Source organism: Actinomadura sp. BRA 177 (assembly GCF_013372625.1).
Taxonomy (GTDB): domain Bacteria; phylum Actinomycetota; class Actinomycetes; order Streptosporangiales; family Streptosporangiaceae; genus Spirillospora.
In genome coordinates, this window is record NZ_JABXFD010000328.1 from 18,112 (window position 1) to 30,542 (window position 12,431).

The window sequence follows — 12,431 nt, forward strand, 5'->3', positions numbered from 1 at the left end:
TCACCCATAGGACGGAGCAGAATCCCCTTGTCTCGACATCCGTGGCCGATCGGTTTCCGCGGGCTCCGCGGCCCGGCGTGCTCCGGTCCGGTGTGCTCCGGCGCGTGTCAGGCCCGGCGGCGCTCGGCGACGAGGCGCTCGAACACCGAGACCGTCTCGTTCGGGCTCGGCGTCCGGTGGTGCTCCTCGCGCAGCCGGGCGGTGTGCTCCGCCATCGACGGGTCGGTCAAGGCCCGCTCGAGGTGCTCGCGGAGCAGCCCGGGGGTCAGCTGGTCGGCGTCGGCGACATAGGCGCCCGCCTTCTGCTCCTCAAGCCCGTTGGCGAGCGCGATCGCCGCCCACCACTTCTCGTTCCAGTAGATGTTCGGCACCACGAGCTGCGGCACACCGTGCTCCAGCGAGGCCGCCATCGTGCCGTAGCCGCCGTGGTGGATGATGGCCGAGCAGGTCGACAGCACCACGTTGAACGGCACGAAGTCCGCGACCCGCACGTTGTCCGGGACGGAGCCGACCGACCGGAGCTGTTCGGCGTTGAACGTCGCGATGACCTCGATGTCGAGACCCGCGACCGCTTCGAACAGCGCCTCGATCGAGGCGGTCTGGCCGAAGTTGTAGTCCCGGTGAGAGATGCCCTGCGTGATGCAGACGCGCTTCTTCGCCGGCTTCTCGTACATCCACTCCTCGATTTTGTGCGGGCCGTGGAACGCCACCGGGCGGGTTTGCACGTACCGGACGCCCTTCGGGCGGTACGTCCAGGGCGGCAGCCCGATCACCGTGTACTCGCCGAGCATGAGCCCCTCGTCGAAGGAGAAGCCGTATCGCCGCGCGACCGGCTGCAGCCAGTCGCGCAGCGGGTCGGGCCTGCCCTCGCTCCGGTGCAGCTGTTCCTCCGGCCCGCCCCCCGTGCCGAAGCAGGCGGCCCGGATCTGCCCGAGGGTGTCGGCGCCCCACAGCATGCGGGCGTCCAGCGCGCCGGCCGCGCGGGCCGCGAAGCCGCCGGCCCACATGAACGGGTCCCTGAGCACCAGGTCGGGCCGCCAGTCCCGGGCCAGTCCGACGATGTCGTCGAAGATCGATTCGTGGTGGTACAGGGTGCGGGTGCCGAACGCGGTCGTCTCCAACTCGGGAAAGGGATCGTCCTTCGTGTAGTCGCTCTGCTTAGGCTTCTCCAACGGCAGGCCGGCCCGGCCGGGCTCCCGGTCGGGCTCGCTCGCGGACATCATCACGTCCATGGGGATCACCTCGCCCACCGGTATCCCGGTCAGGCCGATCTGCCCAATGGCGTCCATCAGGTCCGGCGCGGCGGCGATCCGGACGTCGTGCCCCGCGGTGCGGAACGCCGAGGCCAGCGGCGCCTGCACGTACAGATGCGACTTGAAGGGGGCAGTCACGAACAGCACGCGCATCGCAGTCCCTCTCGTTGGGACGCCGTCGTCGGGGACGGCGCCAGGGCGGGTCGTCCTCAGCATGGGTCGGCCCGGTACCGCGGCACATCTCCAGGATTGCGGAAGGACGTCCGCGGGGTGCGTCCAGGCAGGGCCGCTAGGTCCGGACGAGCCGGAAGAAGGCCCGCACGTCCGCGACGAACGTCTCGGGCTGCTCCAGTGCGGCGAAATGCCCGCCCCGGTCGAACTCGCTCCAGTGGACGATCGTCGGGACGTCGCGGTCGGCGAACCGGCGGATGGGCAGGACCAGGTCGTGAGGGAAGACGGCCACCCCCACCGGAACGGTGATCGGCCGCTCCCGGGCTGGGGGCGTGGCGAGCAGTTCCCGGGCGTACTCGTAGTAGAACTGGGCGGACGAGCCGGCGGTCCCGGTCAGCCAGTAGATCATGACGTTGGTCAGCAGGTGGTCTCGGTCCACCGCGTCCTCCGGAACGTCGCCCTCCGTCCACTCCCAGAACTTGTCCATGATCCAGGCGAGCTGCCCGACGGGCGAGTCGGTCAGCGCGTAGGCCGGAGTCTGCGGCCGCGCGGCCAGCAACCGGAAGTGGCCGGAGAGCTCGTTCTCGAAGCGCGCGTGCTGCTCCAGCCGCCGCCGCTCCGGTTCGCTCAGCCCGGCCAGCTCCGCCGGGTCGTCCGGCGGTGGGACGAGGAGCATGCTGGAGTGAACGCCGGCGACGCGGCCGGGCGCGACGCGTCCGAGCTCCAAGGAGATCATGGAGCCGAAGTCCCCGCCCTGCGCGCCGTACCGGTCGTAGCCGAGCCGCCGCATCAGCTCGGCCCACGCCTCGGCGATGCGCCGGACGTTCCAGCCGGCCCCGAGGCCGGTACCGGAGAACCCGAACCCGGGAAGGGACGGGGCCACCACGTGGAACGCGTCGGCGGGGTCGCCGCCGTATGCGCGCGGGTCGGTCAGCGGCCCGATGACCTCCAGGAACTCGGCGACGGAACTGGGCCAGCCGTGGGTGAGGACCAGCGGGAGCGCTCCCGGTTCGGGCGAGCGCGCGTGCAGCAGGTGCACCTGCGCGCCGTCGATCTCGGTGCGGTACTGCTCGTACCCGTTCAGCCGCGCTTCGGCCGCACGCCAGTCGTACTTGTCGCGCCAGTAGCCGACCAGTTCCCGGAGGTAACGGGGCGGGGCGCCGCGGTCCCATTCGCCGCCGGGCGGATCGGCGGGCCAGCGGACGGCGTCGATCCGCCGCTGGAAATCGTCGAGGTCGGCCGCCGGGACGTCGATGCGGAAGGTTTCCATGAAAGGCCCCTTACCGTTGGTTCCGAACAGTGCCAATTTCGCGTTTCGCGCCCCGGAAGACAAGACCCTGGGCGCATATTCGGCACGGCGGAAGAAAAGGGCCGGGAAGCCGTACTCCGCCGCGCCTGGAAGCACATTTCCAGGCGCGGCGGAGAAGGTCACTTCTGTTTCTGCGGTTCGGCGGCGGGCTCGGCCGCGACCACCTCCCGGGTGCGGAGGATCAACGGCCGCAGCAGCGCCAGCACGACGCAGATGCCGGCGAGCGCGAAGATGACGTCGGTGGTGAAGCCCGCCTGGAAGGCATCGGTCAGCACGGCCGGAGCGGTGGAGCCGTCCGCCCGGGAGACCACCACCCCGGAGACGACCGCGGTTCCGAGCCCGCCGCCGATCTGGAAGGCCGCGTTGTTCGCGCCGGAGGCCACGCCCGCCATCTCCGGTTCGATCGACGACATCGCCGCCGAGATCGCCGCCACCGGGCCGGCGCCCAGCCCGAGGCCGAAGACGAGCAGGCCCGGGAACAGTTCGGTGAAGTAGCCGCCATCCGGCGACACCTGCGTCAGGAGGAACGCCCCAACGCCCATCAGGGCGAAGGCGACGGCGGCGGTGCCGAAGCCGGTCTTGGTGACGCCCGCCTGCCCGCCGTAAGCCCCGACCATCGTCATCAGCGTCATCACCACCATGCCGAGGCCGAACTCCATGGGGGAGTAGTCCAGCACCTGCTGCGCGTACGCCGAGACGGTGGTGGACATGCCGAGCGCGGTCACGGCGAAGAGGAGCATCCCAAGGTTCCCGCCGACGAACTGCCGGGAGCGGAAGATCCGCAGCGGCATCAGCGGCGCGGCGGACCGGGACTCGGCGACGATGAACAGGGCGATGAGCACGGCGGCGCCGAGCAGCATGCCGATGACTGCCCCGCCGCCCCAGCCGTGCGAGGAGGCCTGGACGACCGCGCCGATCAGCAGCATCAGCCCACCGGTGATCGTGAGCGCGCCGACCGGGTCGTAGGCGCGCACCTGCGCCCTCTCCCGGCTCTCCCGGAGCAGGATCGGGGCGAACCCCAGCAGCCCGAGGGCCACCGGAACGTTCAGGTAGAAGATCCATTCCCAGCCGAGGGCCTCGGTGATGGGGCCGCCGATCAGCAGCGCCGCGGTGGCTCCGATCCCGCCGACCGCCGAGAAGTAGGCCAGCGCCTTGTTGCGCTCCGCGCCGTCCGGGAACATGTTCATCAGGATCGCGAGGGACGCCGGCGCCATCACGGCCGCCGAGATGCCCTGCACCACGCGGGCGCCGATGAGCACTTCCGCCGACCAGGCGGCGCCGCACAGCGCGGAGGAGACGAGGAACAGCACCGTCCCGACCATGAACATCCGGCGTCTGCCGCGCAGGTCGCCCAGCCGCCCGCCGAACAGCAGCAGGCCGCCGAAGGCGAGCATGTAGGCGCTCAGAACCCACTGCCCCACCTCCGCCGTCACCTTCAGGTCGTGTTCGATGGACGGAAGTGCCAGGATCACGATCTGGGCGTCGAGGATCACCATGAATCCGGTGGTGCAGAGCAGGATGAGCGCCTTCCAGCGCCGCGGGTCCGGCCCTTCTCGCTCTGTTCCCGGCCCGGCCGCGGCCGGCTCGGATCGAAGACCGTCGCTCACGTCGTACCTCCACGTCGGCTGGCTGTCGTCTGGAACGACGGAGCCGAACGCCGCATCTCGACATCCCCCGGCCGGCATTCGCGGCGCGCCCCGGCACCGGGGACGGCGAGGCCGCCGCTCCCGAAGTCGCCACTCTCGAAGATGCGCGCCCGGCCGGGGCGCGCCGACGATGGGGCGGACCGAGCCCCGCGGATCCCAGGGAGGAAACGGTGCTGCGAACAGAGGCTCCGACACGGGAGGACCTGGTACGGAGGGCGTCCGAACTCGTCCCGCTGCTGCGCTCGCGGGCTCGTTGGATCGACGAGCACCGGCGGCTGCCGGAGGACGTCATCGAGGCGTTGGAAGGCTCCGGGCTGCTCCGGATGCGGGTGCCGACCCAATACGGCGGTTACGAGAGCGACGCGCGGACGCTCATCGACGTGCACGCCGAACTCGCCCGCGGCGACGGCTCGGCAGCCTTCTGCGTCTCCGTCTGGTCGCTGATCAACTGGGTCGCCGCGCGGTTCCCGGACGAGGTACTGGACGAGGTGTTCGCCACCCCGAACACCCGGGTGTGCGGCACCATCTCCGCGACGGGCACCGCCACCCCGGTCAAGGGCGGCTACGTCTTCAACGGCAGATGGCGCTTCAACAGCGGCGTCCTGCACAGCCAGTGGAAGTTCACCGCCGCGATGCTGGACGGGCCGGCCGGCGAGCAGGAGCCGTACACGGCGCTCATCCCGGTGTCCGACTTCGAGATCGTCGACGACTGGGACGTCTCGGGCCTGCGCGGCACCGGCAGCGTGACCGCGGTGGCGAAGGACCTGTTCGTGCCCGCCGAACGGGTGATCGCGACCCGCGTCCTGTTCAGCGACGAGTGCCAGTCGAAGATCAACGCCACGAAGCCGATCTACAACGTGCCGCTGCTGGTGACGTCCACGGCGGCCACCGCCGGCCAGACGATCGGCTCCGCGAAGTACGCCATGGAGAACATCCTGGAACGGCTGCCCGACCGGAAGATCACCTACACCGACTACACCAGCCAGCGGGAGGCGCCGATCACCCATCTCCAGGTCGGCGAGGCGGCGCTGCTGACCGAGGAGGCCGAGGCGCGCGCCCACCGGTTCACCGACCTCTGCGACGCCAAGACGCGGAACGATGAGACGTGGACGGAGGAGGAGCGGGTGCACTCCCGCGTGCAGATGGGCCGCATCGCCCAGCTGGCCAAGAAGGCGGTCGACACCCTTGCGATGGCCGGTGGCGGATCGTCGATCTACTCCGACGTGCCCATCCAGCGGATCCAGCGCGACCTGAACGCGGTGACCATTCACGCGCTGACCAACCCGTCCACCAATATCGAGCTGTACGGCCGGATGCTGTGCGGACTCAAGCCCAACACCCCGTATCTGTGAAATACACGCATCTGTGAAATGCACGGTGCCTGCCGGGGCGGGCCGGCGGAAGGACGCGCCTGCCCGCCCCGGCGCGCATTGGCGGTCGTGCGAAGAGTTCGTCCGTCCGGGAATCGCGGACTAGGGTGAGGGTCATGGACATTAGCGACGCATATCGGCGAGCGATGAACGCTTTCGGCGGCCATGTGCACGCTGTCGGGCCCGGCGAATGGGGCCTGCCCGTGCCGTCCTGCGAGGGATGGTCCGTACGCTCGCTGGTGCAGCACGTGGTCTTCGCCAACCGCTGGGCGGCCGAGCTGTTCGCCGGGAAGACGGTCGCGGAGGTCGGCGACCGCCTGGACGGCGATCTGCTCGGCTCCGACCCGGTGGACGCCTTCGACGGCTCCGCGGCGGCCGCGGTCCGCGCCGTGTCCGCCGACGGGGCGCTCGGCCGTGTCGTTCACGTATCGTTCGCCGACGGCCTCACCGGCGGGGAGTACGCGCCCCAACTGTTCGCCGACGTCCTGGTCCACGGCTGGGACCTGGCGCGTGCCATCGGCGCGGACGACACGCTGGACCCGGAGCTGATGGCCCTGTGCGAGGAATGGTTCACCGGGAAGCAGGACTGGTACCGGCAGGGCGGCGCCGTCGGGCCGCGGGTCGACGTCCCCGGGGATGCGGGCCGGCAGACGCGGCTGCTGGCGCTCTGGGGCCGGGTCGGCTGAGCTGGCCGCGGCGGTACGGGGGCGGCGAGCCGCTCCCGTACCGCCGCCCCCGTGTGGGTCGCGGCCCGCCGCCTCCGCTCAGGCGTGGTCGCCGACTCCGGCCGCCCGGCCCTGCTCCAGCCACGATCTGCCGGCCGGGGGGCGGCGGACGGCGTGCCGGAACACCCGGGCGGCCATCCGGGGCCGCATCAGCGCCTCCGGCGGATCGAGGAGGCCGGCGACGCGCATGAACGCCTCGGTGACCTTGGCGTCCCTCGTCGCGGCGTACTGGAGCCTGGCGAGATAGGCGTTCCCCATCCGCACCTTCATGGTGCGGGGCCCCTCGACGCCGGGGAAGTCCAGGTCGCCGCCGACGGAGACCTGCCAGGGGGTGTCGATGATGCGGGCCGCCTCGGCGAAGAACTCGCGCGGGCTCGGCGGGCCGCCCGGCCGCAGCCGATCGCGCAGCGCCATGGCCTCCATCGCGGCGACGGTCATGCCCTGGCCGTAGATCGGGTTGAAGCTGCACACCGCGTCCCCCATGACCAGATAGCGGTCCGGGAAGCGGCCGAGCTTCTCGTAGCGTCGCCGCACGCTCGCGGGGAAGCCGAAGGAGACCGGTGCGAACAGCGGCTCGGCGTCGCGGACGGCCTCGTAGATGTCGGGGATGGGGAGGGTACGGGCGTAGTCGAGAAACCCCTCGGGGTCGGTCGGCGGGCGGTCGCCGAGCATGCCGGTCAGCGACAGGTTCACGCGGTCCGGGCCGATCCTGCCGCAGAACGCGCCCCGCGGATGGTCGGGGGACGCGACCGGGATGATGGACGAAACGCCCTCCAGCATTCCCGGATACGTCTTGTAGTGCTGGGTCGTGTAGAAGAGGCCGATCTTCACGCGTTCTTCGGCCGGCCGCCGGTAGCCCAGTTCCTCCAGCCAAACGGGGGTGCGTGAGCCGCGGCCGGTGGTGTCGACCACCAGGTCGGCCTCCAGCACCTGCTCACCGCCGTCCGTGCCGCCGCCGTCCAGTGCGTCCGGTGGTTCGACCCGCACCCCGACGATGCGGCCGCGGTCCGGCGAGGGGACCACGCCGAGAATGCCGTGCCGCTCCAGGAAGGTCACGTTCGGCAGCACGGCCACCCGGGCCCGGATGCACTCCTCCAGCAGCGGCCTGGGGGCCATCACGGAGACCAACCCGGTCCGCGCGGGCCGGATCCGCCGGGCGTTCAGGTACCAGTGCATCTCGCCGAGATCGCAGCTCGGGATGCCCGCGCCCGTCAGCTCCTCGGTGAGGCCGGGGAACAGGTCCTCCAGGATGAGGTGTCCCCGGGCGTGCAGCGCGTGTGCGTGGACGGTGTGCGGCGTGCCGGGCCGCGCCTCGCTGACGCCGAGGACCTTGTCCCGGTCGACGACCAGGACCTCCGCGTAGGACTCGGCCAGCACCCGTGCCGCGAGAATCCCGGCCATGCTCGCGCCCAGCACCACGGCGCGACGTTGTTCCTGGCTACTCATGATGGCTTCCCCGGTCTTTCTTCGGCCGTAGTGGCATAATGCAGCCCTTTCAGCTCACCTCGATATTTCCGCCGGCGCATCTTCTGAGTTGCGTTGTGCGGCCGTACGGTGCACTGCCATTGGCGGCGGGTAAGAGCAATCTCGAAGATGGTTGTGCGGCGGGGAACGCAGTTACGATGAGCCATATCGTCGTTGACCTCGCAGCGTTGGGAATTGGTATGGCGGAAACCGTGTGGTCCCGGGCTGCGGGGGACATGGACGTGCCATTCACCGCGTCCGGGCGGGCGCTGCTCGACCGGCTGGCCGCGTACGAGCCGCGGATCAGGGCGGAGGCCGAGCGGAACGACCGGGCGGGCGTCCTGTCCGCCGAGGTGTTCAAGGGGTTCGCCGAGGACGGGATCATGGGCGCGACCGTCCCCGCGGAGCTCGGCGGCCTGGGGGTGAGCCGGCTGCACGACGTCGCGGTCGCGCTGAAACGGCTGGCCGAGAGCGACCCCTCGGCGGCACTCGCCCTGCACGTCCAGTTCAGCCGGGGCCTGACACTCACCTATGAGTGGCGGTACGGCGCCCCGCACGCGCGGATCCTGGCCGAGCGGCTGCTGCGGTCCATGGCGACCGGTGTGGCGGTGGTCTGCGGCGCGGTGAAGGACGCGCCCGGCGTGGTCACCGAACTGGCCCCGGACGGCGCGGGCGGCTGGCTGCTGTCCGGCCGCAAGACGCTGGTGAGTCTCGCCCCGCTCGGCACCCACTTCTTCGTGCACGCGCAGCGGCGGGTGGACGTGGGCCCGACGCGGTTCGTCGTCCCGCTGGTGCGCCGGGACACGCCGGGGTTCGCCGTCCTCGACGACTCCGGCGGCCTGGGCATGCGGGCGTCCGGCACCGTCGACATCGTGTTCGACCGGTGCCCCGTACCCGCCGACGAGATCCTCGTGCGGGCGCCGGAGCCGGCCGGCGGGCGCAACGACGCCGTGCTCGCCGGCCATACGGTCAGCTCGATCACGATGCTCGGCATCTACGCCGGCGCGGCGCAGGCGGCGCGCGACCTGGCGGTGGGGACCGCCGCGCGCCGGTCGGCCGATCCGCCCGCGGCGGTGCGGACGCTCATCGCGGACATCGACGCCCGGCTCTACAGCCTGAAGGCGTCCGCCGTGGCCGCGCTGGTCAACGCCGACGTCCACAATGACGATTTGGGCGCCGACCCGGCGGAACGCGGGCGGGCGATGATGACCCCGTTCCAGTGCGCCAAGCAGATGGTGAACCGCCTCGCCGCCGAGGTCGTCGACGGGTGCCTCACCGTGGTGGGCGGCGCGGCCTACGCGGGCGGTCACCCCTTGGGGCGCCTTTACCGCGATGTGCGGGCCGGCTGGTTCATGCAGCCCTACACCTATGTCGACGGCGTCGAATACCTGAGCGGCCAAGCCTTAGGAATCGACCGCGACAACGATTACGTGAGCCTTCGGGCGGCCCGCGACCAGGTCCATTACTAGGGAGGCACCGATGTCGATTGGCGTATGGGACTACCTCCCGGAATACCGCACGGAAAGAGCGGACGTTCTCGATGCCGTGGCGCAGGTCTTCGAATCCGGGAGGCTGGTCCTCGGGGAAAGCGTCCGCTCCTTCGAGGAGGAATTCGCGGACTACCACGGGCTCGGGCATTGTGTCGGGGTCGACAACGGGACGAACGCGCTCGTGCTGGGGCTGCGGGCGCTCGGCGTCGGGCCGGGCGACGAGGTGATCACCGTTTCCAACACCGCGGCGCCGACGGTGGTGGCGATCGACCAGGTGGGCGCCGTGCCCGTGTTCGCGGACGTGCGCGCCGGCGACTACCTCATGGACACGTCCCGGGTGGCCGACGCGATCACGCCGCGGACGAAGGCGCTGCTCCCGGTGCACCTGTACGGGCAGTGCGTCGACATGGCCCCGCTGGAGCGGCTCGCCACCGAGCACGGGCTGGTGATCCTGGAGGACTGCGCGCAGGCCCACGGCGCACGGCGGCCCGGCCGGATCGCCGGCTCCATGGGACACGCCGCGGCGTTCTCCTTCTACCCCACCAAGGTGCTGGGCGCGTACGGTGACGGCGGCGCGGTCGTCACGCCGAGTGCCGAGACCGGCCGGAACCTGCGCCGGCTGCGCTACTACGGCATGGAGGAGCGGTACTACGTCGTCCAGACACCGGGGCACAACTCGCGGCTGGACGAGGTGCAGGCCGAGATCCTGCGGCGCAAGCTGCGCCGCCTGGACACCTACATCGCGGGCCGCCGCGCCGTGGCGCGGCGCTACCGGGAGGGGCTGGCCGGCATCGCGGACGAGACCGGGCTGGTGCTCCCGGAGACCGCCACCGGGAACGAGCACGTCTACTACCTCTACGTCGTCCGCCACCCCCAGCGGGACAAGATCATTGAGAGGCTGCGGCGGTACGGCATCGCGCTGAACGTCAGCTACCCGTGGCCCGTCCACACGATGACGGGCTTCGCGCACCTCGGTTACCCGCGCGGCTCCCTCCCGGTCACCGAAGCGCTGGCTGGCGAGATCTTCTCCCTGCCCATGTATCCGGCCCTGCCGCCCGACCGCCAGGACGCGGTGATCGACGCGCTCCACGAGGTGCTGCGGACGCTCTGATCGCGAGGAGACCAACGATGACCGAACACCAGGCGCCTTCGACGGCCGCCTGCCGCATCTGCGGCGGAACCGTGACGCAGTTCCTCGATCTCGGGCGCCAGCCGCTGTCGGACGCCTTCCTGGACGAGGCGCGGACAGGGGACGAGTTCTCCTACCGCCTCGCCGTGGGGATGTGCGGCCGGTGCACGATGGTGCAGCTCATGGAGGAGGTCCCGCGGAAGCTGATGTTCCACGAGGACTACCCATACCACTCGTCCGGGTCCGCCGTGATGCGCGAGCACTTCGCGAAGACCGCGAAACGGTTCCTGGAGACCGAGCTGACCGGGTCCGACCCGTTCATCGTGGAAATCGGCTGCAATGACGGCGTCATGCTCGGCACCGTCCGGGAGGCCGGGGTCCGGCACCTGGGCTTCGAGCCGTCCGCCGGGGTGGCCGAGGTCGCGCGGGCGAAGGGGGTGCGGGTCCGCACGGACTTCTTCGAAGAGCGGACGGCCCGCGAGGTGCGCGCGGCCGACGGCCCGGCCGACGTCGTCTATGCCGCCAACACCATCTGCCACATCCCCTACCTCGACTCGATCTTCCGGGGCGTCGACGCGCTGCTCTCGCCGCGCGGCGTCTTCGTCTTCGAGGACCCCTACCTGGGCGACGTGCTGGAGAAGACCTCCTTCGACCAGATCTACGACGAGCATTTCTTCCTCTTCACGGCCCGGTCGGTGCGGGAGGCGGCGCGGCGCTTCGGGTTCGAGCTGGTCGACGTGGAGCGGCTGCCCGTCCACGGGGGCGAGGTTCGGTACACCCTCGCGCGGGCCGGCGCGCGGACGCCGACGGCCGAGCTCGCCCGGCTCCTGGCGGACGAGGACGCGCGCGCCCTGACCGAGCCCGCGACGCTCGCGGCGTTCGCCGGTTCGGTCGGCCGGATCCGCAACGACCTGCTGGCCCTCCTCCGCCGGTTGCGCGACGAGGGCAGGCGTGTCGTCGCCTACGGCGCCACCGCGAAGAGCGCGACCGTCACCAACTTCTGCGGTATCGGCACCGACCTGGTCGAGTGCGTGTACGACTCGACCCACGCGAAGCAGGGGCGCCTGACGCCCGGCGCCCACCTGCCGGTCCGGCCGCCGGAGGAGTTCGCGGCGGACCGTCCCGACTTCGCGCTGCTGTTCGCCTGGAACCACGCCGCCGAGATCATGGCGAAGGAGCGCGCCTTCCGGGACGCCGGCGGCCGGTGGCTCCTCTACGTCCCCGCGGTCCGGGAGGTGTGACCGCCGTGCGCGCCGAGCGGCTGGCGGTGGAGGGCGCGTTCGCGTTCGCCCCCGCGGCCTATCCGGACGGACGCGGCGTGTTCGTCTCGCCGTACCAGGAGTCCGCGTTCGAGGAGGAGGTCGGCCATCCGCTCTTCCCCGTGGCGCAGGCCAGTCACAGCGTCTCCCGCAAAGGGGTGGTGCGCGGGCTCCACTACACGGCCACCCCGCCCGGCTGCGCCAAGTACGTGCACTGTCCTCGCGGCCGTGTTCTCGACATCGTCCTCGACACCCGGGCCGGGTCGCCCACGTTCGGCCGCTGGGACAGCGTCGTCCTCGATTCGAGTGATCACCGCGCCGTGTACTTCCCGGTGGGCGTCGCGCACATGTTCGTCGCGCTTGAGGACGAGACCGTGATGAGTTACCTGCTCTCGCGGGAGTACGCGGCGAGGAACGAGCTGGCCGTGGCGCCGCTCGACCCCTCGCTGGGGCTGCCGCTGCCCCGCGGCTTCGAACCGGTCATGTCGGCGCGCGACCGCGCGGCGCCCACCCTGAAGGAGGCGATGGCGGCGGGCGCGCTGCCGTCCTACGACGTGTGCGCGGCACTGGAGGAGCGGTTCCGCCGCGCGGGTTCGGCCGGGATCGGCTGACCGC

General features: G+C 71.2%; 10 protein-coding genes. 6 read left to right on the top strand and 4 right to left on the bottom strand.

Annotated features, from left to right (window positions below; all coding sequences use genetic code 11):
• Positions 1-107 precede the first annotated feature (107 nt).
• The 3 genes from HUX53_RS17035 to HUX53_RS17045 all read right to left on the bottom strand — a co-directional run bounded on the left by HUX53_RS17035 (position 108) and on the right by HUX53_RS17045 (position 4,340).
• On the bottom strand, positions 108-1,406 hold the full coding sequence (locus HUX53_RS17035) for a nucleotide disphospho-sugar-binding domain-containing protein (protein ID WP_176404184.1): 1,299 nt from the start codon (positions 1,404-1,406) through the stop codon (positions 108-110).
• A 136-nt stretch (positions 1,407-1,542) separates the two neighbouring features.
• Positions 1,543-2,694, bottom strand: coding sequence for an epoxide hydrolase family protein (locus HUX53_RS17040; RefSeq protein ID WP_176404185.1), 1,152 nt, complete (start codon positions 2,692-2,694; stop codon positions 1,543-1,545).
• A gap of 158 nt (positions 2,695-2,852) precedes the next feature.
• Positions 2,853-4,340, bottom strand: a complete 1,488-nt coding sequence (locus HUX53_RS17045) for an MFS transporter (RefSeq protein WP_217919529.1) — start codon at positions 4,338-4,340, stop codon at positions 2,853-2,855.
• Between the two features lie 209 nt (positions 4,341-4,549).
• Here HUX53_RS17045 and HUX53_RS17050 point away from each other — a divergent pair, with 209 nt between their 5' ends.
• Positions 4,550-5,731: an acyl-CoA dehydrogenase family protein gene (locus HUX53_RS17050; protein WP_309237282.1), complete on the top strand. Its 1,182-nt coding sequence runs from the start codon at positions 4,550-4,552 to the stop codon at positions 5,729-5,731.
• Positions 5,732-5,895: 164 nt separating this feature from the next.
• The gene (locus HUX53_RS17055) at positions 5,896-6,435 is read left to right on the top strand and encodes a TIGR03086 family metal-binding protein (protein WP_255205336.1); all 540 of its coding nucleotides are present in this window, start codon (positions 5,896-5,898) and stop codon (positions 6,433-6,435) included.
• 78 nt (positions 6,436-6,513) lie between these two features.
• Here HUX53_RS17055 and HUX53_RS17060 read toward each other — a convergent pair whose 3' ends face one another.
• Positions 6,514-7,920: an NAD(P)/FAD-dependent oxidoreductase gene (locus tag HUX53_RS17060; RefSeq protein WP_176404188.1), complete on the bottom strand. Its 1,407-nt coding sequence runs from the start codon at positions 7,918-7,920 to the stop codon at positions 6,514-6,516.
• 254 nt (positions 7,921-8,174) lie between these two features.
• Between HUX53_RS17060 and HUX53_RS17065 the strand changes: the two genes are divergently transcribed.
• The 4 genes from HUX53_RS17065 to HUX53_RS17080 are packed head-to-tail and all read left to right on the top strand — an operon-like array spanning position 8,175 to position 12,427.
• Positions 8,175-9,407, top strand: coding sequence for an acyl-CoA dehydrogenase family protein (locus HUX53_RS17065; protein ID WP_217919530.1), 1,233 nt, complete (start codon positions 8,175-8,177; stop codon positions 9,405-9,407).
• A 10-nt stretch (positions 9,408-9,417) separates the two neighbouring features.
• Complete coding sequence (locus HUX53_RS17070; RefSeq protein WP_176404190.1) at positions 9,418-10,539, top strand: DegT/DnrJ/EryC1/StrS aminotransferase family protein; 1,122 nt, start codon at positions 9,418-9,420, stop codon at positions 10,537-10,539.
• Between the two features lie 17 nt (positions 10,540-10,556).
• Entirely contained in the window at positions 10,557-11,798 is a 1,242-nt protein-coding gene (locus HUX53_RS17075) for a class I SAM-dependent methyltransferase (protein ID WP_176404191.1), read from the top strand.
• A complete protein-coding gene (locus HUX53_RS17080; RefSeq protein ID WP_309237283.1) occupies positions 11,795-12,427 on the top strand; it encodes a dTDP-4-dehydrorhamnose 3,5-epimerase in 633 nt (210 codons plus the stop codon). Before HUX53_RS17075 ends, HUX53_RS17080 begins: the two co-directional genes overlap by 4 nt.
• Positions 12,428-12,431 lie beyond the last annotated feature (4 nt).